At 72.1% G+C, this 20,648-nt stretch carries 15 protein-coding genes; 3 read left to right on the forward strand and 12 right to left on the reverse strand.

The genetic code is table 11. The annotated features are described in order from the left end of the window. Positions 1–151: 151 nt before the first annotated feature. Together OG440_RS07025 and OG440_RS07030 are read right to left on the reverse strand one after the other, a co-directional pair. Positions 152–1,009, reverse strand: a complete 858-nt coding sequence (locus OG440_RS07025) for an inositol monophosphatase family protein (protein WP_406005956.1) — start codon at positions 1,007–1,009, stop codon at positions 152–154. A 195-nt stretch (positions 1,010–1,204) separates the two neighbouring features. Further along, positions 1,205–3,031, reverse strand: a complete 1,827-nt coding sequence (locus tag OG440_RS07030; protein ID WP_406005957.1) for a gamma-glutamyltransferase family protein — start codon at positions 3,029–3,031, stop codon at positions 1,205–1,207. A gap of 253 nt (positions 3,032–3,284) precedes the next feature. Here OG440_RS07030 and OG440_RS07035 point away from each other — a divergent pair, with 253 nt between their 5' ends. Then, positions 3,285–3,953: a hypothetical protein gene (locus OG440_RS07035; RefSeq protein WP_406005958.1), complete on the forward strand. Its 669-nt coding sequence runs from the start codon at positions 3,285–3,287 to the stop codon at positions 3,951–3,953. A 108-nt stretch (positions 3,954–4,061) separates the two neighbouring features. Here OG440_RS07035 and OG440_RS07040 read toward each other — a convergent pair whose 3' ends face one another. The 9 genes from OG440_RS07040 to OG440_RS07080 all read right to left on the reverse strand — a co-directional run bounded on the left by OG440_RS07040 (position 4,062) and on the right by OG440_RS07080 (position 15,148). Continuing rightward, positions 4,062–5,600 carry an NCS1 family nucleobase:cation symporter-1 gene (locus OG440_RS07040; RefSeq protein ID WP_406005959.1) on the reverse strand — a complete coding sequence of 513 codons (1,539 nt, stop codon included), beginning with the start codon at positions 5,598–5,600 and terminating at the stop codon, positions 4,062–4,064. A gap of 158 nt (positions 5,601–5,758) precedes the next feature. Further along, positions 5,759–6,778: a TIGR03842 family LLM class F420-dependent oxidoreductase gene (locus OG440_RS07045; protein WP_406005960.1), complete on the reverse strand. Its 1,020-nt coding sequence runs from the start codon at positions 6,776–6,778 to the stop codon at positions 5,759–5,761. 11 nt (positions 6,779–6,789) lie between these two features. Then, positions 6,790–8,193: a dihydropyrimidinase gene (gene hydA / locus OG440_RS07050; protein WP_406005961.1), complete on the reverse strand. Its 1,404-nt coding sequence runs from the start codon at positions 8,191–8,193 to the stop codon at positions 6,790–6,792. Between the two features lie 124 nt (positions 8,194–8,317). Continuing rightward, positions 8,318–9,160 (reverse strand): nitrilase-related carbon-nitrogen hydrolase, encoded by an 843-nt coding sequence (locus OG440_RS07055; RefSeq protein WP_406005962.1) that lies wholly within the window; start codon positions 9,158–9,160, stop codon positions 8,318–8,320. 181 nt (positions 9,161–9,341) lie between these two features. Next, a complete protein-coding gene (locus OG440_RS07060) occupies positions 9,342–10,925 on the reverse strand; it encodes a PucR family transcriptional regulator (protein WP_406005963.1) in 1,584 nt (527 codons plus the stop codon). 30 nt (positions 10,926–10,955) lie between these two features. Beyond that, positions 10,956–12,239 (reverse strand): aspartate aminotransferase family protein, encoded by a 1,284-nt coding sequence (locus tag OG440_RS07065; RefSeq protein WP_406005964.1) that lies wholly within the window; start codon positions 12,237–12,239, stop codon positions 10,956–10,958. Beyond that, positions 12,236–13,078: a nitrilase-related carbon-nitrogen hydrolase gene (locus OG440_RS07070; protein ID WP_406005965.1), complete on the reverse strand. Its 843-nt coding sequence runs from the start codon at positions 13,076–13,078 to the stop codon at positions 12,236–12,238. Before OG440_RS07070 ends, OG440_RS07065 begins: the two co-directional genes overlap by 4 nt. Before the next feature lie 178 nt (positions 13,079–13,256). Continuing rightward, positions 13,257–14,753 carry a hypothetical protein gene (locus OG440_RS07075; protein ID WP_406005966.1) on the reverse strand — a complete coding sequence of 499 codons (1,497 nt, stop codon included), beginning with the start codon at positions 14,751–14,753 and terminating at the stop codon, positions 13,257–13,259. 143 nt (positions 14,754–14,896) lie between these two features. Beyond that, positions 14,897–15,148, reverse strand: a complete 252-nt coding sequence (locus tag OG440_RS07080; protein WP_406005967.1) for a helix-turn-helix domain-containing protein — start codon at positions 15,146–15,148, stop codon at positions 14,897–14,899. A 32-nt stretch (positions 15,149–15,180) separates the two neighbouring features. On the opposite strand from OG440_RS07080, the gene map reads away from it, so the two are divergent. Together map and OG440_RS07090 are read left to right on the forward strand one after the other, a co-directional pair. Continuing rightward, positions 15,181–15,951: a type I methionyl aminopeptidase gene (gene map, locus OG440_RS07085; protein WP_406005968.1), complete on the forward strand. Its 771-nt coding sequence runs from the start codon at positions 15,181–15,183 to the stop codon at positions 15,949–15,951. A 205-nt stretch (positions 15,952–16,156) separates the two neighbouring features. Then, complete coding sequence (locus tag OG440_RS07090; protein WP_406005969.1) at positions 16,157–18,709, forward strand: ATP-dependent Clp protease ATP-binding subunit; 2,553 nt, start codon at positions 16,157–16,159, stop codon at positions 18,707–18,709. Positions 18,710–18,761: 52 nt separating this feature from the next. On the opposite strand, the gene ggt is transcribed toward OG440_RS07090, so the two are convergent. Further along, positions 18,762–20,573 carry a gamma-glutamyltransferase gene (gene ggt, locus OG440_RS07095; RefSeq protein ID WP_406005970.1) on the reverse strand — a complete coding sequence of 604 codons (1,812 nt, stop codon included), beginning with the start codon at positions 20,571–20,573 and terminating at the stop codon, positions 18,762–18,764. Positions 20,574–20,648: the final 75 nt, after the last annotated feature.

Consider the following 20,648-nt stretch of genomic DNA (forward strand, 5'->3'; position numbering starts at 1 on the left):
GCCGGAGGGTTCTCCGCGTGGGCGACCGGAAGGGGCCCAGGGTTTACGGCCGGGGCCCGGGGTCTCCCGTCGCGGCAGGGGGTCGCTCGCGCCCGGCCGGAGTGACTTCGGCGCCGTGGCCTTCCCTGACCCGCAACCTCCCCGGGTCGCCTCAGCCCAGGTCCGTCCCGCTGCCCGACAGCAGTTCCACCACGCGGCGGGCCGTCGCCGCGTCCCGGGCCGCCGTGAAGGGCAGGACGTTGCCGCCCACCACCCGGAACGGCGCGCCGCCGAGGGTGAGGTGGGCGCCGCCCGCCTCCTCCACCAGCAGGATCCCGGCCGCGTGGTCCCAGGCCGCCTCCCAGGAGAACGCCGTGGCGTCCAACTCGCCCCGGGCTATGGCGAGATACTCGAGGCCGGCCGAGCCGCACGCGCGCGGTGCGACCCCGTCCGTCCACAGTCCCAGCAGGGCGCGCTTCTGCTCGTCGGTGGTGTAGTCGGGGTGGGAGGTGGCCACCCTGAGGTCGCGGCCCGGCTCGGGCGGGCCGGCGAACAGCCGCTCGCCGTCGAGGAAGGCGCCGCCGCCGCGGACGGCCGTGGCCAGCTGGTCGCGGGCCGGAGCGTAGGTCCAGGAGGCGAGCACGGCCCCGTGGCGGACGAGCGCGACCAGGGTGCAGAACCCGTCGTCGCCGTGCACGAACTGCCGTGTGCCGTCGACGGGGTCGACGATCCAGACCGGCGCGTCGCCCTGTATCGCCTCGTACGTGGCCGGATTGGCGTGCACGGCCTCCTCGCCGACGACGACCGAGCCGGGCAGAAGGGCGCCGAGGGCCTGGGTGAGGTAGAGCTCGGCATTGCGGTCGGCGTCCGTCACGAGGTCGTGCGGTCCGTTCTTCTGGTCGACCTCGTGCGCGCCGAGCCGGCGGAAGCGGGGCATGATCTCGGCCGCGGCGGCCTTGCGGACCGCCTCCTCCACGTCGGCGGAGTGGCGGGCGAGAAACTCGTCGATGGTTTCCGTGTCTTCGATCATGCCTCCATGAGAGCACGCCCCACTGACAATCCCCACCCGCCCGGTGCATCCCGGGTGGAATCGGGATGAAGAACAGGAACGCATCGCTCCGCTCACCCCCGTCAACGGCCGCCCCGCACACGCGCCGACAGCCGGACCGCTCGGCGTCAGCGGCCCACGGTCCTCGCGCCGCCGAGAGCCGAGCCGCTCACGGCGTCAGCGGCCCACCGCGTAACCCTGCATCCCGCGCGGGTTGGCGGCCGCGAGCAGGATCCCGGTCTCCGGGTCCCGGGCGACCGCGCACAACCGCCCCTCGGACCACGGGTCGCCGAGGGTCACGTCATGGCCGCGCCGCCGCAGCTCCTCCACCACCCGGGCCGGCATCCGGGACTCCACGGTGACGCTCCCCGGCCGCATGCCGCGCGGGTAGAAGGAACCGGGGAAGGCGTCGTTGTGCCAGTTCGGGGCGTCGATCGCGCCCTGCAGGTCGAGACCGCCGCGCACCCGCGCGCGCAGCGCGACGGCCAGCAGGAAGTGCAGCTGCCACTGGTCCTGCTGGTCGCCCCCGGGGGTGCCGAACGCCAGCACCGGCACGCCGTCGCGCAGCGCGATCGAGGGGGTGAGGGTGGTGCGGGGGCGGCGGCCGGGGCTCAGCGAGTTCGGCAGCCCCTCCTCCAGCCAGGTCATCTGAAGCCGCGTGCCGAGCGGGAAGCCCAGCTCGGGCACGACCGGGTTGGACTGCAACCAGCCGCCGCTGGGCGTGGCGGCGACCATGTTGCCCCAGCGGTCGACGACGTCCAGATGACAGGTGTCCCCCCGGGTGGCCCCCTGCGCGCCGACCTCCGGCTCGCCGGGCACGGGGGACGTGGAGTGCTTGGCGACCGTGGGCTCGCCGGCACCCATGGGGTCGAAGCCGGGGTCGTCGGGGACGACCACGTACGCGTGCGTGCTCAGTCGCGGGGTCCGCCCGCCGGGGCTGCCGGGCCGCAGCTCGTACGACGCCTTGTCGCCGATCAGCCGTCGCCGGTCCGCGTTGTAACCGGCGGCGAGCAACTCGCCCAGCGGGACCTCGGCCGCGTCGCCGTACCAGGCCTCGCGGTCGGCCATGGCCAGCTTGCAGCCCTCGACCAGGAGATGGACGTAGTCGGCGGAGCCGTACGCGGGCAGCTCGGGCGGGAGCAGGGCGAGCTGCTGAAGGAGGGCCGGGCCCTGGCTCCAGGGGCCGGCCTTGCACACCGTCCAGCCGTTCCAGTCGTAGGTCGCCGGCGCCTCGTAGGACGCGGACCAGGCGGCGAGATCGGCGGCCGTGAGCGTGCCGGTGTGGCGCTCCCCGCTGGTGTCCAGGGTGGGCCGGGCGGCCTGCCGGACGAGGGCCTCGGCGACGAACCCGCTCCGCCACACCTCCCGCGCGGCGTCGATCCGGGCCTCCCGGTCACCCGCCCCCGCGGTCTCGGCGAGCAGCCGCCGCCAGGTGGCGGCGAGGGCGGGGTTGCGCAGCAGCGCGCCGGGCCGCGGCGGCGTCCCGCCCGGCAGGTACACCTCCGCCGACGAGGTCCACTCCGTCTCGAACAGCTGCCGCACGGTCTCGACGGTCGCGCCCACGTTCTCCACGGGCGCGTGCCCGTGTTCGGCGTACCCGATGGCGTACTCCAGTACGTCGTCCAGGGACTTGGTGCCGTGATCGCGCAGGAGGAGCATCCAGGCGTCGAAAGCGCCGGGCACGGCCGCGGCCAGCGGTCCGGTGCCGGGTACGAGGTCCAGGCCGAGCGCCCGGTAGTGCGCCACCGTGGCGCCCGCGGGCGCGACTCCCTGCCCGCACAGCACCCGCACCTCGCCGTCGGCCGGAGCGAGCAGGATGGGCACCTCGCCCGCGGGGCCGTTGAGATGCGGTTCGACGACGTGCAGCACGAAGGCACCGGCGACGGCGGCGTCGTAGGCGTTGCCGCCGCGCTCCAGGACGGCCATCGCCGACTGGGAGGCCAGCCAGTGGGTGGAGGACACCATGCCGAAGGTGCCCTGGAGGGTGGGGCGGGTGGTGAACACGGAAGGCTCCTCACTGCGCTGCGGCCACTCCCGGGATCGTACGCACCGACCCCCCGCACACCGTCCCGCCCACCGCGTGCCCTGCCGCCCCTGCCCCATGAAGAACCGTGATGTCCCGCTTGTGCGGGGCCCCTTCGTCACCGCCCGGCCACGGAGCGAGTTCACACTTCCGCCCCACAGGGAGTCGTGTGACACTGGCGTCCACTGTCCGCACCGCGGACTCCGTCCGCACCGTCCCCCACGAAAGTGCGCCGTGCGCTCACTCCCACTGCCGCTCGCCCTCACCGCGCGCCTGACCCCCGTGGTCGTGCTCGCCTGCGCGGGCTGGGCGATGTCGTCCGGCCCGCTCACCGAAAAGCAGGACACCGCGGCCAAGGAGACGCAGAAGACCCGGTCCGAGAAGACGTCCGGCCCCTCCTCCACGGCGGTGTCCAAGACGTACTCCGCCGCGCCCGCCCCGTGCACCAGCGTGGCCGCGAAGACGGTCACCGCACTCGTGCCGGGCGCCAAGACCGCGGGCAAGGAGATCCCGTCCACGGACACCGATCTGCGCCGCACCTGCTCCTGGAACGCGCTCAAGGGATACGACTACCGGTGGCTCGACGTCTCCTTCGAGATCACGGAGTCGGACGAGGCGGCCCAGACCTCCTACAAGGAGCGCACCGGCGAGAAGAGCGGCGGCGGGGCGGTCCCGGGCCTCGGCAACGAGGCCTATTCGGTGGTGAACCTCACGACCGAGGACAAGCAGCAGACGCGTGAGGGCGTCGTCATCGCCCGGGTGTCCAACGCGCTGGTGATCGTCAACTACAACGGCAGCGACTTCGAGACGAAGAAGGCGCCGAGCACCGACGAGATCAACAAGGGCGCGATCAAGGCCGCGAAGGAAGTGGTGGCCGCCCTGTCGAGCGGCCCGAAGAGCTGAGCGATCCGCTCCCCGCCGCGCACCGCACGGATCGAGGCACAGCACGGATCGAGGCACAGCACGGCCGGAGGAGCGCACTCGCTCCTCCGGCCGTTCTCGCGCCACCCGTCAGACGGCGTCCGCGTGCTCTTCCTGCCGTGCGGGCAGCAGCAGCATCAGGGCCAGGTACAGCACCATCGAGGTGCCGAGCCCGACCGCCCAGCCGTAGTCGGCGAGGGATTCCAGCGCCGGGACCGGCCGTCCGTCGACCAGCGGTTCGAAGCTGGCGCCGCCGACGGCGAGCACTCCACCGGTCACGAAGGCCACCACGGCCCGCCAGTTCCAGCCGCCGTCGTACCAGTAACGGCCGCCGGTGCGGTACAGATCGGTCAGGTCGAGCTTGCCGCGGCGCAGGATCCAGTAGTCGGCGATGAGGATGCCGGCGACCGTGCCCAGCAGTCCGCCGACCAGACCGAGCCAGGTGAAGATGTAGCCCTGCGGGTCGGAGTACAGCTTCCACGGGAAGATCAGCACCCCGAGGACGCAGGTGGCGAGGGCGCCGGTACGGAAACTGATCTTCCGGGGCGCGATGTTGGAGAAGTCGAAGGCCGGCGAGACCAGGTTGGCCGCGACGTTCACCGACAGGGTCGCCACCAGCACGGTCACCAGCGCGAACAGCAGCCCGAAGACGTTGTCCGTCTTGGCGGCGAGCTGTACCGGATCCCAGATCGTCTCGCCGTACACCGCCTGCGAACCGGAGGTGACCATCACCGACAGCAGCGCGAACAGCGTCATGGTGGTCGGCAGACCGAGTGCCTGTCCCCAGGTCTGCGCTTTCTGCGACTTTCCGTACCGCGTGAAGTCCGGGATGTTCAGCGACAGCGTCGACCAGAAACCGATCATGCCCATCAGCGACGGCCAGAACAGTTTCCAGAAGTCGCCGCCCCAGCCGAGCTTGGACGGCTGGTCGAGCAACGGACCGAAGCCGCCTGCCTTGTTGCTCATCCAGATCAGCATCACCAGCGCGCCGACGAGGACGAAGGGAGCGGCCCAGTTCTCGAAGCGCCGGATCGTCTCCATGCCCCGGTAGATGATCGCGACCTGGATCGCCCAGAAGATCGCGAACGACAGCCACATCGTCCAGGCGTAGCCGCCGATCTCACCGGCGTCGCTCCAGCCGTTTCCGATCAGTTTCCCGGCGAGGAAGTAGATCGCCTCGCCGCCGATCCAGGTCTGGATGCCGAACCAGCCGCATGCCACCAACGCCCTGACGACGGCGGGGAGGTTGGCGCCGCGGATGCCGAAGGAGGCGCGGGCGAAGACCGGGAAGGGGATGCCGTACTTCGGCCCCGCGTGGCCGGTGAGCAGCATCGGGACCAGCACGATGACGTTGGCCAGGGCGATGGTGAACACCGCCTGCTTCCAGTCCATGCCGACGGCTATCAGACCGGAGGCGAGCGTCCAGGACGCCGTGTTGTGGGCCATGCCGACCCACAGCGCGGAGAAGTTGTACGTGGTCCAGGTGCGCTTCTCCACCGGGACCGGAAGCAGGTCCTCGTTGGCGTAGGGGCCGCTGGGCTGCGGCGAACCAGGGGCGATCTCCACCCGGCCGTCGGCGAGGGTGACTTGGGAGGTCGGCGGTATGGCCGTGGGAGCGGTGTCGGTCATGGGCAGGCCAATCAAACGAGGGGCGGATCCGGAAAGGCCGTGCGGGCTCCGGCCCCCTCCCCCGGGACGTCGGAGGAGGGGAGAACTGGAGTGGGGGGATGGGGAGTCGAGCGGTTTCTACGGTTTTCCCAGGTCGTACGGCGCTCCGAGCGCGCGGGTCAGCCGTTGACGGCCGGGATCACCCGGGCCCCGTAGGCGTCGATGGTGGCCTCCCGCGCGTCGTGCATGTCGTAGACGGCGAACTGGTCCACGCCCAGAGCGCGCAGCGCCTCCAGCTTCTCGATGTGCTTCTCGACCGGTCCGATGACGCAGAAGCGGTCGACGATCTCGTCGGGTACGAACGCGGTGTCGGGGTTGTCGGCCCGCCCGTGGTGCGAGTAGTCGTACCCCTCACGGGACTTGATGTAGTCGGTGAGTTCGTCCGGTACGGCGGCGGAGTGCTCGCCGTACTTGGAGACGAGGTCGGCGACGTGGTTGCCGACCATGCCGCCGAACCAGCGGCACTGCTCACGCGCGTGGGCGAGCGCCTCGGGCGAGTCGTCCTCGGTGACATAGGCCGGGGCGGCTACGCAGATCTTCACCTCTGCGGGGTCACGGCCGGCGGCGACGGCGGCGTCCTTGACGGCCTTCACCATGTACTCGGTGAGGTAGAGGTCGGCGAGCTGGAGGATGAAGCCGTCGGCCTCCTCGCCCGTCATCTTCAGCGCCTTGGGGCCGTACGCGGCCATCCAGACGGGGAGGCGCGCGTCGTCCTTGATCCACGGGAACCTGACGACCGTGCCGCCGAGGTCCGCCTCCTGGCCCGAGCCGAGTGCCCTGATGACCTTCATGGCCTCGCTGATCCGGGCGAGGGTGTTCGGGGCCCGGCCCGCGACGCGCATCGCGGAGTCGCCGCGGCCGATGCCGCACACCGTGCGGTTGCCGAACATGTCGTTGAGGGTGGCGAAGGTGGAGGCGGTGACCTCCCAGGTGCGGGTGCCCGGGTTGGTCACCATCGGGCCGACCGTCAAGCTGCTGGTGTTCGCCAGGATCTGGCTGTAGATCACGAACGGTTCCTGCCAGAGCACGGCGGAGTCGAAGGTCCAGCCGTACGTGAAGCCGTTGCCCTCGGCGCGCTTCATCAGCTCGACGACCTTCGAGGCCGGCGGGTCGGTCTGTAGGACGAGTCCGAAGTCCATGTGCGCTGCTCCTAGTTGAGGTACTGACAGGTGGAGCGCGGGGTGTAGGCGCCGTGACCGGCGTGTCCGGTGTACTCCCGCTCGGTGATGACGAGTTCGCCCCGCGACAGGACCGTCTCGACGCGGCCGGTGAGCCGCCTGCCCTCGTACGCCGAGTAGTCGACGTTCATGTGGTGCGTCTCGGCGGAGACGACCTGCTCCGCGTGCGGGTCGTAGATCACCACGTCGGCGTCGGCGCCCGGGGCGATGGTGCCCTTCTTCGGGTACATGCCGAACATGCGGGCCGGGGTGGCGCAGGCGATCTCGATCCAGCGGCGGCGGCTGATGTGCCCGTCGACGACGGCCTGGTGCAGCAGGTCCATCCGGTTCTCGACGCCCGGCAGACCGTTGGGGATCTTCGAGAAGTCACCCCGGCCGAGCTCCTTCTGACCCACGAAACAGAAAGGGCAGTGGTCGGTCGAGACGACCTGGAGGTCGTTGGTCCGCAGGCCCTGCCAGAGCTTGGCCTGGTGCTCCTTCGGCCGGAGCGGGGTGCTGCACACGTACTTCGAGCCCTCGAAGCCGGGTTCCGCGAGGTTGTCCGTCGACAGGAACAGATACTGCGGGCACGTCTCGCCGAAGACGTTCAGCCCCTCGTCGCGCGCTCTGGCCAGTTCCACAACCGCTTCCATCGCCGATACGTGCACCACGTACAGCGGAGCGCCCGCCACCTGGGCGAGCTTGATGGCGCGGTGGGTGGCCTCGGCCTCGAGGAGCGCCTTGCGGACCTCGCCGTGGTACCTCGGATCCGTCTCGCCGCGGGCCAGCGCCTGTTCGACCAGGACGTCGATGGCGATGCCGTTCTCCGCGTGCATCATGATCAGCCCGCCGTTGTCGGCGGAGCGCTGCATGGCGCGCAGGATCTGACCGTCGTCGCTGTAGAAGACGCCGGGATAGGCCATGAACTGCTTGAAGGAGGTGACGCCCTCCTCGACCAGCAGGTCCATCTCCTTCAGCGTGTCCTGGTTCACGTCGGAGACGATCATGTGGAAGCCGTAGTCGATCGCGCAGTTGCCCTCGGCCTTCGCGTGCCAGGCGTCCAGCCCGTCGCGCAGACTGCGTCCGACGCTCTGCACGGCGAAGTCGACGATCGTCGTCGTGCCGCCCCAGGCGGCCGCCCGGGTGCCGGTCTCGAAGGTGTCGGAGGCGGAGGTGCCGCCGAACGGCAGCTCCATGTGGGTGTGGACGTCGACTCCGCCCGGGATCACGTACTTCCCGGTGGCGTCGATGACCCGCTCGGCGGTCCAGGCCCCGGCGGCCGGGGTGCCGGAGGCGGCGAGGGCGGCGATGCGGCCGTCCTCGATCAGGACGTCGGCGTGGATCTCGTCGGACGCGGTGACGACGAGGCCGCCGCGGATGACGGTACGGGTGCTCATGCGTGGACGCTCCGCTGGGTTGTGGTCGTGACGTACGGGTCGTTCGAGGCCGGTCGTGCCCCGCGGCGGAGCCGCGCACGGGCGGCGCCCCGCGCCCCCGGCCGGGGCGCGGGGGCCTCGGGTCCTACGGGGCGGTCAGCGGGCCGTAGGCCTCCGGGCGGCGGTCCCGGTAGAACTGCCAACGGTCGCGGACCTCGCGCAGCTTGGCCGTGTCGAGGTCGCGGACGACGAGTTCGCTCTCCTTGTCGCTCGCCACCTCGCCGACGAACTGGGCCTCCGGGTCCACGAAGTACGAGGTCCCGTAGAAGTCGTTGTCGCCGAGTTCCTCGACACCGACCCGGTTGATCGCGCCGACGAAGTACTCGTTGGCGACGGCCGCCGCCGGCTGCTCCAGCTGCCACAGGTACGCGGACAGGCCGCGCGAGGTCGCCGACGGGTTGAAGACGATCTCGGCGCCCTCCAGGCCCAGCGCACGCCAGCCCTCGGGGAAGTGGCGGTCGTAGCAGATGTAGACGCCCACCTTGCCGACGGCCGTCTCGAAGACCGGCCAGCCCACGTTCCCGGGCCGGAAGTAGAACTTCTCCCAGAAACCCTTCACCTGTGGGATGTGGTGCTTGCGGTACTTGCCGAGGTACGAGCCGTCCGCGTCGATCACGGCGGCGGTGTTGTACAGGACGCCCGGCTGCTCCTCCTCGTACATCGGCAGCACCAGGACGATGCCGTGCTCCTCGGCGAGCGCCTGGAAACGCCTGACGATCGGGCCGTCCGGTATCTGCTCGGCGTACTCGTAGAACTGCGGGTCCTGGACCTGGCAGAAGTACGGTCCGTAGAACAGCTCCTGGAAACACAGGACCTGAGCACCCTGCGCGGCCGCGTCGCGGACCGCCTGCTCGTGTACCTGGATCATCGATTCCTTGTCGCCGGTCCAGGCCGTCTGGAAGACGGCGGCACGGATCACTCTGCTCATCGGGACCTCCGGTCGCTCGGTGTACGAGGAGCCTAGGAAGCCGGCGAGCCTGCTCTGAGTTGCACGGTGTCACGCCTGCGGGTGTCCGGCGTGCCACCGTGTCACGTCTTCCCGGACCCATGTTTCACCACCGTTTTCCCTGGTCGTTCCATGTTTCGCAGCTGTTGCCCGCGGCCCGCGGTCAGCTCTGTTGCGCGTCGTGCGCGAGGAGCGCGATGTGTACCGAGGCGGCCTGTTCGAAGTCGTCGAGGTCCACGCCCAGCCGTTCTTCTATCGCCTCCAGCCGGCGGTACAGCGCGGGCCGGGAGACATGGTGGAGCTGGGCGGTGCGGGACTTGTTGCGGCCCGTGGCCAGGTAGGTCCGCAGCACGGCGAGCAGGTCGTCCCCGGCCGCGCACAGCAGCCCGTCCAGCTCCCGCTCGGCGAAGGACTGCACATGCGGGTCGTCCCGCAGCAGCCGGACGAGGCCGCGCAGATGCACGTCCCTGAGGCGGACGACGGCCGGCAGGTCGAGGGCGGCGGCGGAGTCGGCCACGGCGTCCGCGACATGCCGGGCCTCGCGCAGCCCGGCGGACACGTCGTCCCAGACGGTGCGCGGGTCCGCCGCCGCGACGACCGTACGGCTGTCGCCGGACTCGGTCCGCAGCCGGGCGGCGAAGTGCGCGGCGAGCGCCGCGGCGTCCTGGTCGCGGGCGAGACTGAGCAGCACGGCGGTGGCCCCGTCGGCGAGCTCGGCCACCAGTCCGGGCATCCCCAACAGGCGCAGCATGCGCTCCAGTTGAGCGGGATCGCCGTCTCGGACGACCAGGGGGACGAAGGTGCGCCGGTTGACGGGGAGCCCGGCCGCCCGGGCCCTGGGCAGCAGTTGCCGGGCGGGCACGACGCCGGAGACCAGGTCGGTGAGCAGGCTCTGCGCGGACTGCTCCTCCCAGCTGTGGGCGGAGACGCCGCCGAGCATGCGGTGCAGGACGAGGGCCTCGGCCGCCCGGTCGGCGAGGAGCCGTCCGCCCGCGGTGTCGCCGCGGTGGCCGCAGAGCACGATCTGCCCCCACCGCTCGCCGCGTCCGCCCAGTTCGGCGCGGATCCAGCCGTCGCCCTCGCTGCCGCCGGCCTGGCGGGCGATGCGCTCCCAGTCCCGCAGCACGTCGTCGACGGCCGACCGCTCCCCCGCCGTCGCCAGGACCCGGTGGGCGAGATTGGTGACGACGACGGGACAGGCGGCGTGCTGGGCGACCTCGTCGAGCAGCAGCTGGAGCGGGGCGCCGGCGGTGATCAGCGCGGTGAGGGCGGTCCGTACGGCCTCGGACAGACTGACGGCGGCGAACTTCCGCCGGACCAGCCGGGACTGGACCTCCTCCGTCAACTCGGCGAAGGGGAAAGGGCGGTGGAGCACGACCATCGGCAGCCCGCACCGCTCGGCGGCGCGCCGCATCACGGCCGGCGGCGCGGGGAACGCCCGTCCCAGTCCGAGCACCACGGCGGCGGCCTCCGCGCGGTGCAGGGACTGGATGTACTCGGTCTGCGCGTTCTCGTCACCGGCGAGCAGCACTCCGGTGGTGAGGACCATCTCGCCGCCGCTGAGCATCACGCCGACGTCCGCGGCCTCGGCGACGTGCACCCAGCGCACCGGCCGGTCGAGCTGACCCGCGCCGGCCACCACCTCGGGCTCCCCGGCCAGCACCCTTTCCAGGGCCAGGACCTGACGGACCGACAGGGCGGGTTCCAGGGGCTCTACCGGCCCCCAGGGCTCCAGGGTGATGGTCATGGCGTTGTGTTCCCTTGGCTCGGACCTGCGCTACTGCGTGCTCCTCAGCGCGCCTTCGAGGATCGCGGCGCCCTCCTCGGCCTCCGCCACGGTCAGGGACAGCGGCGGGGCGACGCGCAGGGCGCTGGTGTCGTGGCCGCCGCCCTTGCCGATCAGCAGCCCGCCGAGGCGGGCCGCCTCGAGCACGGCGGCCGCCCGGTCCGGGTCGGCTCGGTCGGTGCCGGGCTTCGTCAGCTCGACGCCGATCATCAGCCCGCGCCCGCGCACCTCCCGTACTCCCGGGTCCTGGGCGGCGACGCCCCGCAGCCGCTCGATGAGCAGGCCGCCGACCCGCCGCGCGTTGCCCTGGAGGTCGTGTTCCAGCACGTAGGAGAGGTTGGCGAGACCGGCCGCCATGGTGACCTGGGTGCCGCCGAACGTGGAGATGCTGTTGGCGTCCAGGCAGTTCATGATCTCGGAGCGGGCGATGACCCCGCCGATGGACATGCCGTTGCCGATGCCCTTGGCGAAGGTGACGATGTCCGGCGGCCCGCTGCGGGCGTGCGCCTGCCAGCCCCAGAAGTGCTCGCCGGTACGGCCCCAGCCGGTCTGTACCTCGTCGGCGATCCACAGGATCCCGTGCGCGTTCAGCACGTCACGGAATGCCGCGTACAGTCCGTCCGGCGGCGAGGTGAACCCGCCGACCCCCTGGATCGGCTCGGCGATCAGGGCCGCCGGCGGGCGGGTGTGACCGAGCAGGTCCTTCAGGTCCTCGACGCAGGCCTCGACGAACTCGGCGTCGGAGAGACCGGCGAACGGGCCGCGCCCGCGCACCCCGCCGTGCACGTAGAGCGTCTGGAGCGGGGACAGGGAGGTCGGCGACCAGCCGCGGTTGCCGGTGATGCCGACCGCGCTGAAGGAACGGCCGTGGTAACTGTTGCGCATCGCGAGGATCGTGTTGCTGCGCCGGTGGGTGGTGGCGAGCAGGAGCGCCGTGTCGTTGGCCTCGGTGCCCGAGGTGGTGAAGAAGACGCGGGCGTCTGGGATGCCGCTGACGTGGGCGATGCGTTCGGCGAGCTCGACCATGGGCCGGTTGAGGTAGAGCGTCGAGGAGTGGATGATCCGCCCGGCCTGCTCGCTCACCGCCTTGGTGACCTCGGGCAGGGCGTGCGCGGTCATGGTGGTGAGGATGCCGCCGAAGAAGTCGAGGTACTTGTTGCCGGCGGCGTCCCAGACGTGCCGGCCCTCGCCGTGGGTGATCTCCAGCGGGTCCTCGTAGTAGAGGGCGAGCCAGTCCGGCAGGACCTTCCGGTGGCGGGCGTGGAGATCGTTCACGGCCGCACCAGCCCGTCGTAGGCGTCGGGGCGGCGGTCCCGGTAGAAGGCCCACTGCCGGCGGACCTCCTCGACCAGGTCGAAGTCGAGGTCGCGGACCACGAGTTCCTCGTCCTTGTCGCTCGCGACCTCGCCGACGAACTTCCCGCGCGGGTCGACGAAGTACGACGTCCCGTAGAAGTCGTTGTCCCCGTACTCCTCGACGCCGACCCGGTTGATCGCGGCGACGAAGTACTCGTTGGCGACCGCGGCCGCGGGCTGCTCCAGCTGCCAGAGGTGGGCGGAGAGGCCCCGGTGGGTGGCGGACGGGTTGTAGACCAACTGGGCGCCGTTGAGACCGAGTTGCCGCCAGCCCTCCGGGAAGTGGCGGTCGTAGCAGATGTAGACGCCCACCTTGCCGACGGCCGTGTCGAAGACGGGCCAGCCGACGTTTCCGGGCTTGAAGTAGTACTTCTCCCAGAAACCCCTCACCTGCGGGATGTGGTGCTTGCGGTACTTGCCGAGGTAGGAGCCGTCGGCGTCGATCACGGCGGCGGTGTTGTAGTAGAAACCGGACTGCTCGACCTCGAAGACCGGCACGACGACGACCATGCCCGTCTCGCGCGCGAGGTCCCGCATACGACGCACGGTCGGTCCGTCGGGGACCGGCTCGGCCCAGCGGTAGTGCTCCGGCTCCTGGACCTGACAGAAGTAGGGAGCGTTGAAGACCTCCTGGAACCCGATGATCTTCGCGCCCCGGCGGGCCGCCTCGCGGGCGTGCTCCTCGTGTTTCGCCACCATGGACTCGGTGTCGCCGGTCCAGGTGGCCTGAACCAGTGCGGCACGTACGACGTTGGCCATGAGCTGCTCCTTCGACGGGACGTCAGAGCCTCTACGCCCGTAGACGAAGGTCGTAGAGGGTCGAACGTAAGCCTCCAGGACGGGCTTGCCAAGACCATCGTCGTTAACCCGCCGAGTCGATCGCGTTTCACACTCAGGTGGGTGAGTCGGGGGCCGTACGGCGTAAGGGGTGACCCGGTCAGGCGGTGAAGCCCGCGACCCGCAGGGCGTGCACCAGGTCCCAGTGACGTTCCTCCGAGACCGTCCGGGCGGCCTCCAGCACGAGGGGGACGAGGGTCTCCGGGGCCGGGGCGACGCTGCGGGCGGCCTCCTCGGGGGTGCGGACCCGGACGTAGGCGTCGAGCAGCGCGCGGACCTCGCGTCGGCGGCCCTCCTCGACCAGGCCGAGGACGGCCTGCCCGATCTCGGTGGCCGGCCGGGCGACGCCCTGGCGCAGGATCTGCTCGCCGTCGGCCGTGCGCCCCACCGCGACCAGCGCGTCGGCCGCGGCGACCAGCCGGTCGGCGGGCAGCGAGGCCGCCTCCCAGAGCAGGGTGGTCCAGTCGGCGGTGAGCCCGGCGCGCTGGAGTTCGGCCGCGAGCAGCGGGATGCGGGCGGCCGGCCAGTAGGCGAGCTCGACGAGCAGGCCGTGCGCCTCGCCGCTGCGGCCTTCGCCGCGCAGGCGGACCAGCCGCTCGACCGTCTCGACGGTCTCCCGCCGGGCCGCCGTGTCCAGTGGCTCGCGCCGCGGTTCGGACCGCCGCTCGACGTTCTGGGCGGCCCCGGCGAAGCGGGCGCCGCGCGGGCCGCGGCGGCCGGTCGGGGCCGGCGCGGGCCGCACCGGTTCGGTGCCGGGCGGCACGCCGACGGAGGTGGCGTCCTCGTCCTCGGTCATACCGGCGAAACGGGCGCTCCCGCGGCGGCGCTTGCGCTGTTTCGGAACGGGGGCGGCCTCGGCGGGGACGTCCTCGGCGGGGGCCGATCGCGGGGCGGGGGCGCCGGCCGCCGGCGCCTCGGTCCCGTACCCGTCGGCCGGCCGCTCGGCCGGGGGCTCGGCCGGGGGCTCGGCGGCGTCGTAGCCGGCCGGGGCGTCGTACGCCGCGGGAGCGCCGTACTCCGCGGGCGACTCGTGGGCGGCGTCGGCGGCAGCGGTGTCCGGGGCGGGATCAGGGCTTCTGCCGGCTGTCCGGAGCCGGTCCGACTGCGCCATCCGGTAACGGAGTTCGGCGCACCGGGCGGTGGCCCGCTCGTGGTCGTCGTGGGCCCAGGCGAGGTCGAGACGGATGGCCTCGGCCTGCTCGTGGGTGGCCGCGGACGGCAGCCGGCGCCCCAGCTCGGCCACCCGTTCGGCGGCGTAGCGCTGTTCGCGGAGCATCACGTCCAGCCGGTCGCCGAGCGCGTCGCGGCCACCGGGCCGGGCGTCGTGGGCGGCGAGGGCGGCGGCGTGCAACGGCCGGACCCGTTCCGCCTGCTGGGCGGCGACCGCGGTCCCGTACTCGGCGGCGAGGTCCTGGAGCACCGCCTCGACCACGTCCCAGGGCGGCACCTCGCGTCCGTCGAGGCAGGCCCGCATGCCGTCGGGATCGCGTTGCCAGAAGACCGCGCACCAGCCGGCGCCCTGATCGAGGCGCGACAGCAACCCGTTCAGGTAGCTCGCGAACTCCCGTACCCGGCCCGGGAGTTGATCCACAGCCATCGCTCGACTCCCGCCCGACCGGAACACTCCGGTTCGTAGGAAACACCAACCGTGTTACAGCGCGGCTACGGCCGGTTTTCGAAACCGACGCGACGACGTGCGCGCACGCTCCCGAACGGGGCGCGGACAGCGCCCCCAGGGTGTCACGCGGGGGCGGGCACGCACAGCCCCGCCAGCTCGTCCATCGACAGATCGAGCACGCGGGCGAGCGCGGCGACGGTGAAGAACGCCGGCGTGGGGGCCCGGCCGGTCTCGATCTTGCGCAGCGTCTCGGCGGAGATGCCGGCGCTCGCGGCGACGCCGGCCATGCTCCGGCCGCCGCGGGCCTCGCGCAGCAGCAGCCCGAGCCGTTCGCCGCGTTCGCGCTCTTCGGGAGTGAGGGGAGTACGTACCATGACCCCATTCTAATACCGGTATAGTAATTGGCATGGTGGAGCTCAAGACAGACACATCGATCGAGGCCATGTACGCGGCGGGACAGGTCGTCGCACGGGCGCTGACGGCCGTACGCGACGCCGCCGACGTGGGCGTATCCCTGCTGGAGCTGGACGCGCTGGCACACGACGTGCTGCGCGGGGCGGGCGCGACGTCCCCCTTCCTCGGCTACCGCCCGTCCTTCGCCGCGACGCCCTTCCCGGCGGTGCTCTGCACGTCGGTGAACGACGCGATCGTGCACGGCGTCCCCACCGGGTACCGGCTGCGCGACGGCGACCTCGTCTCGGCGGACTTCGGCGCCTCGCTGAACGGCTGGGTCGGCGACTCCGCGATCAGCTTCACCGTGGGCACACCGCGTCCGGCGGACGTGCGGCTGATCGAGACCGCCGAGCGCGCCCTCGCGGCCGGTATCGAGGCGGCGGTCGTCGGCAACCGCATCGGCGACATCGCGCACGCGATCGGCACGGTGTGCCGGACGGCGGGCTACGGCATCCCGGACGGCTTCGGAGGCCACGGGATCGGCCGCCACATGCACGAGGACCCCGGGGTCCCCAACGAGGGCCGCCCGGGCCGCGGCTACCCCCTGCGTCACGGCATGGTCATCGCGATCGAGCCGATGCTGATCGCCGGCGGCCAGGACGGTTACCACGAGGCGCCGGACGGCTGGACCCTGTGCACCAACGACGGGTCGAGGGCGGCCCACGCGGAACACACGGTGGCGATCACGGACAGCGGACCGAGGATCCTCACCGAGCGACTGTAGGACCGTCCCGCCGGCGGGCGCGGAACCGTGGCGAACCGCCGCTCCGTGCCCGCCGGTGCGACCGGCCACGCGCGGTCCGCGGCCCCCGTACGGCGGCAGGTCCCAGGACATGCCACACCCTGCGGATCGTGCCATCGTGGTGTAGCCCGGCACGGACAGGAGCCCCGTCCGCGACCGGCAGCGCACGTCGATCGAACGGAACGCCATGACCAGCGGCTTCTCCAGCCCGGAGGGGTACGGCGACCCCTTCGGCGAATTCCTGGCCCGCTTCTTCGGCGGACCCCGCCCCGGCCCCCGGCAGATCAACATCGGCCAGCTCCTCAGCCGGCCCGCCAGGGAGCTCGTACGCGGAGCGGCCCAGTACGCGGCCGAGCACGGCAGCCGCGACCTGGACACCGAGCACCTCCTGCGCGCGGCGCTCGGCGCGGAGCCGACCCGCTCGCTGCTCAGCCGGGCCGGCGCCGACCCCGAGGCCCTCGCCTCCGAGATCGACGAGCGCTCGGGCCCGGTCCAGCACCCGCCGGGCGAGGTGCCACCGCCCACCTCGCTGTCCCTGACGCCGGCCGCCAAACGCGCCCTGCTGGACGCGCACGACCTGGCCCGTTCGCGCGGCGCCGGCTACATCGGCCCGGAACACGTGCTCAGCGCCCTCGCCTCGAACCCCGACTCCGCGGCCGGGCACATCCTCAACGCGGCCCGCTTCGCCGCCGCGGGCCTGCCGAACGACCCCCCGGACACCGCGCAGGCCCCCCGCCCCGGTGACCCGCCGCGGCACACCGGCACGCCCACGCTGGACAAGTACGGCACGGATCTCACCGAACTGGCCCGCCAGGGCCGGATCGACCCGGTGATCGGCCGCGACGACGAGATCGAGCAGACCATCGAGGTGCTCTCCCGGCGCGGCAAGAACAACCCGGTGCTGATCGGTGACGCGGGTGTCGGCAAGACCGCCATCGTGGAGGGACTGGCCCAGCGGATCGCGGACGGCGACGTGCCGGACGTCCTCGTCGCACGGCGCGTGGTCGCCCTGGACCTGACGGGCGTGGTCGCGGGCACCCGTTACCGCGGTGACTTCGAGGAGCGGCTGAACACCATCGTCGACGAGATCCGCGCCCACTCCGACCGGCTGATCGTCTTCATCGACGAGCTGCACACCGTCGTCGGCGCGGGCGGCGGTGGCGAGAGCGGGTCGATGGACGCCGGCAACATCCTCAAACCGGCCCTGGCCCGCGGCGAACTGCACATCGTGGGCGCGACGACGCTGGAGGAGTACCGGCGGATCGAGAAGGACGCGGCGCTCGCCCGCCGCTTCCAGCCGATCCTCGTCCCGGAGCCGTCCGTCGCGGACGCGCTGGAGATCCTGCGCGGGCTGCGCGACCGCTACGAGGCCCACCACCAGGTCCGGTACACCGACGAGGCGCTCGTCGCGGCCGTGGAGCTGTCCGACCGCTATCTCACCGACCGCCGGCTGCCCGACAAGGCCATCGACCTGATCGACCAGGCCGGCGCCCGGGTGCGGCTCGGCGCCCGGACCAAGGGCACGGACGTACGGGCCATGGAGCGCGAGGCGGAGGAGCTGGCCCGCGACAAGGACCAGGCCGTCGCCGACGAACAGTACGAGCAGGCCACCCGGCTGCGGGACCGCATCGTGGAGCTGAAGCAGCGCATCGCGGACGCGAGCGGCGAGGTCACCTCCGACGAGGGCCGGCACCTGGAGGTCACCGCGGAGGCGATCGCCGAGGTGGTGTCCCGGCAGACGGGCATCCCCGTCGCCAGCCTCACCCAGGAGGAGAAGGACCGCCTGCTCGCCCTGGAGGAGCATCTGCACGAGCGGGTCGTCGGCCAGGAGGAGGCCGTACGGGTCGTCGCGGACGCCGTGCTGCGCTCGCGCGCCGGGCTCGCCAGCCCGGACCGGCCGATCGGCAGCTTCCTGTTCCTCGGTCCGACCGGCGTCGGAAAGACCGAACTGGCCCGCGCCCTGGCCGAGTCGCTGTTCGGCAGCGAGGAGCGCATGGTCCGGCTCGACATGAGCGAGTACCAGGAGCGGCACACGGTGAGCCGCCTGATCGGCGCCCCGCCCGGCTACGTCGGCCACGAGGAGGCCGGACAGCTGACGGAGACCGTCCGCCGCAACCCGTACTCGCTGCTCCTGCTCGACGAGGTGGAGAAGGCGCACCCGGACGTCTTCAACATCCTGCTCCAAGTGCTCGACGACGGCCGGCTCACCGACGCGCAGGGGCGCACGGTCGACTTCACCAACACGGTGATCGTGATGACCAGCAACCTGGGTTCGGAGGCGATCACCCGGCGCGGCGCCGGCATCGGCTTCGGCTCGGGTGGCGCGGACGCCGACGAGGCCGCGCGGCGCGAGCGGATCCTGCGGCCGCTGCGGGAGCACTTCCGGCCGGAGTTCCTCAACCGGATCGACGAGATCGTCGTGTTCCGCCAGCTCACCGGTGAGCAACTGCGGCGGATCACGGACCTGTTGCTGGAGCGGACGCGGCGGCTGGTGCAGGCCCGGGGCATCACGGCCGAGTTCACCGACGCGGCCGTCGACTGGCTCGCCGAGCGCGGCTACCAGCCCGAGTACGGCGCCCGGCCACTGCGCCGCACGATCCAGCGCGAGGTCGACAACCAGCTGTCCCGGCTGCTGCTGGACGGGCGGGCCGAGGAGGGCGACCGGGTGACGGTGGGGGTGGAGGACGGGCGGCTCGCGTTCCGTACGAACACCGGCGAACCGCCCGCCCCCGAACTCTGAGCACCCTGAAGCGACCACGGCCCCGGGGGGGCCGGGGCAGGGCCGGGGCCGTCTAGCGCGCCGGACGCACCACCTGGGCCGAACCGCCGCCGCGCCGTACGGTTTCGGCGGCGGCCAGCCACTTGCCGTTCGGCAGCCGCTGCACGGCGGTCGCCGCGCCGATCTCGGGGTTGGGCTTGAAGGAGTGCCCGAGGGCCTCCAGGCGGGCCCGCAGTCCGTCAGGGCTGGTGTCGTCGTAGAGAGCGGGCTCCAACTCCGTCTGGGCGGCGTTGCGCTGGCTGGCGCGCGGGGCGGCGATCGCGTCGACGAGCGGCAGCCCGCGGTCGAGGAAGCCGATCAGCGTCTGCAGCACGGTCGTGATGATGGTCGCGCCACCGGGTGAGCCCAGCGCCACCACCGGCTTGTCGTGCCGGTCGAGCACGATCGTCGGTGAGATCGACGAACGCGGCCGCTTGCCCGGGCCCGGCAGGTTCGGGTCGTGGACGGCCGGGCTCGCGGGGGCGAAGGAGAAGTCCGTGAGCTCGTTGTTGAGGAGGAAGCCACGGCCGGGCACGGTGATGCCGCTGCCGCCGGTCTGCTCGATGGTGAGCGTGTAGGAGACCACGTTGCCCCACTTGTCGGCGACGGTGAGGTGCGTGGTGTTCTCGCCCTCGTACGTCGTCGGAGCCGCCGTGCCGCCCGTGCCGCAGGCGGCCGGGTGACGCGGGTCGCCGGGCGCCACGGGGCTGGTGAGGACCGCGTCGTCCTTGATGAGGCAGGCGCGCGAGTCGGCGTACTTCTGCGACAGCAGCTGCCGGGTGGGGACGTCCTCGAAGGCGGGGTCGCCGACCCAGCGCCCTCGGTCGGCGAACGAGATCCGGCTCGCTTCGAGGTAGTGGTGCAGGTACTGGACCTCGCTCGCCTTCGAGAGGTCCGTCCGCTCCAGGATGTTGAGGGCCTCACCCACCGTCGTGCCGCCCGAGGACGAGGGCGCGATGGAATAGACGCCCAGCCCGCGGTACGACGTTCTGGTGGGCGCCTGGAGTTTGGCGCGGTAGGCCGCGAGGTCCTTCGCGGACAACTCGCCCGGCCGGGCGTTCCAGCCCGAACCCGGGTCCACGGGCGGCTTGTTCACCGTGGAGACGATGTCCTCGCCGAGGTCGCCGCGGTAGACCGCCCCGACGCCCTTGCGGGCCAGCTCCTCGTAAGTGCGGGCGAGGTCGGGGTTCTTGAACGTCGATCCCACGACGGGGAGTCGACCGCCGGGCAGGAACAGCTTCGCCGTGTCGGGGAAGTAGCGGAAGCGGGTCTCGTTGGCGGCGGTCTGGGTGCGGAAGGTGTCGTCGACGGTGAAGCCGTCGCGGGCGATGCGCTGGGCGGGCTTCAGGACCGTGCCGAGTTTCTCGCTGCCCCACTCCTTCAGCGCGGTCGCCCAGGTGGCGGGAGTGCCTGGTGTGCCGACGCCCAGGCCGCTGGTGACGGCGTCGGCGAAGGCGAGGGGCTTGCCGTCCTCCAGGAAGAGACCGGAGTCCGCGGTCAGCGGGGCGGTCTCGCGGCCGTCGATGGTGTGCACCGTGCGGGAGTCGGCGTCGTAGTAGACGAAGTAGCCGCCTCCGCCGATGCCGGACGAGTAGGGCTCGGTGACGCCGAGCGCGGCGGCGGTGGCCACGGCCGCGTCGACGGCGTTGCCTCCCTTGCGCAGCACCTCGATGCCGGCGGCGGAGGCGTCCGCGTCGACGCTGGCGACCGCGCCGCCGTAGCCGACGGCGACCGGGACCTTCGCGACACCGGCTCTCTCGGCGGCGGGTGGCGCCGCGGCCCCCACCGTGACCACGGCGGCCGAGACAGCCAGGACCGCCAGTTTCCGCGCGACAGGGCGACGCATCCGTACCTCCAGTCCGGGAACGTCCGCGCAGCGTAACCAGATTCCGGGGGCCCCGACAGCCTCCTTCCGGGCACT

The sequence above is a fragment of the Streptomyces sp. NBC_00637 genome, from assembly GCF_045161545.1.
GTDB lineage: Bacteria > Actinomycetota > Actinomycetes > Streptomycetales > Streptomycetaceae > Streptomyces.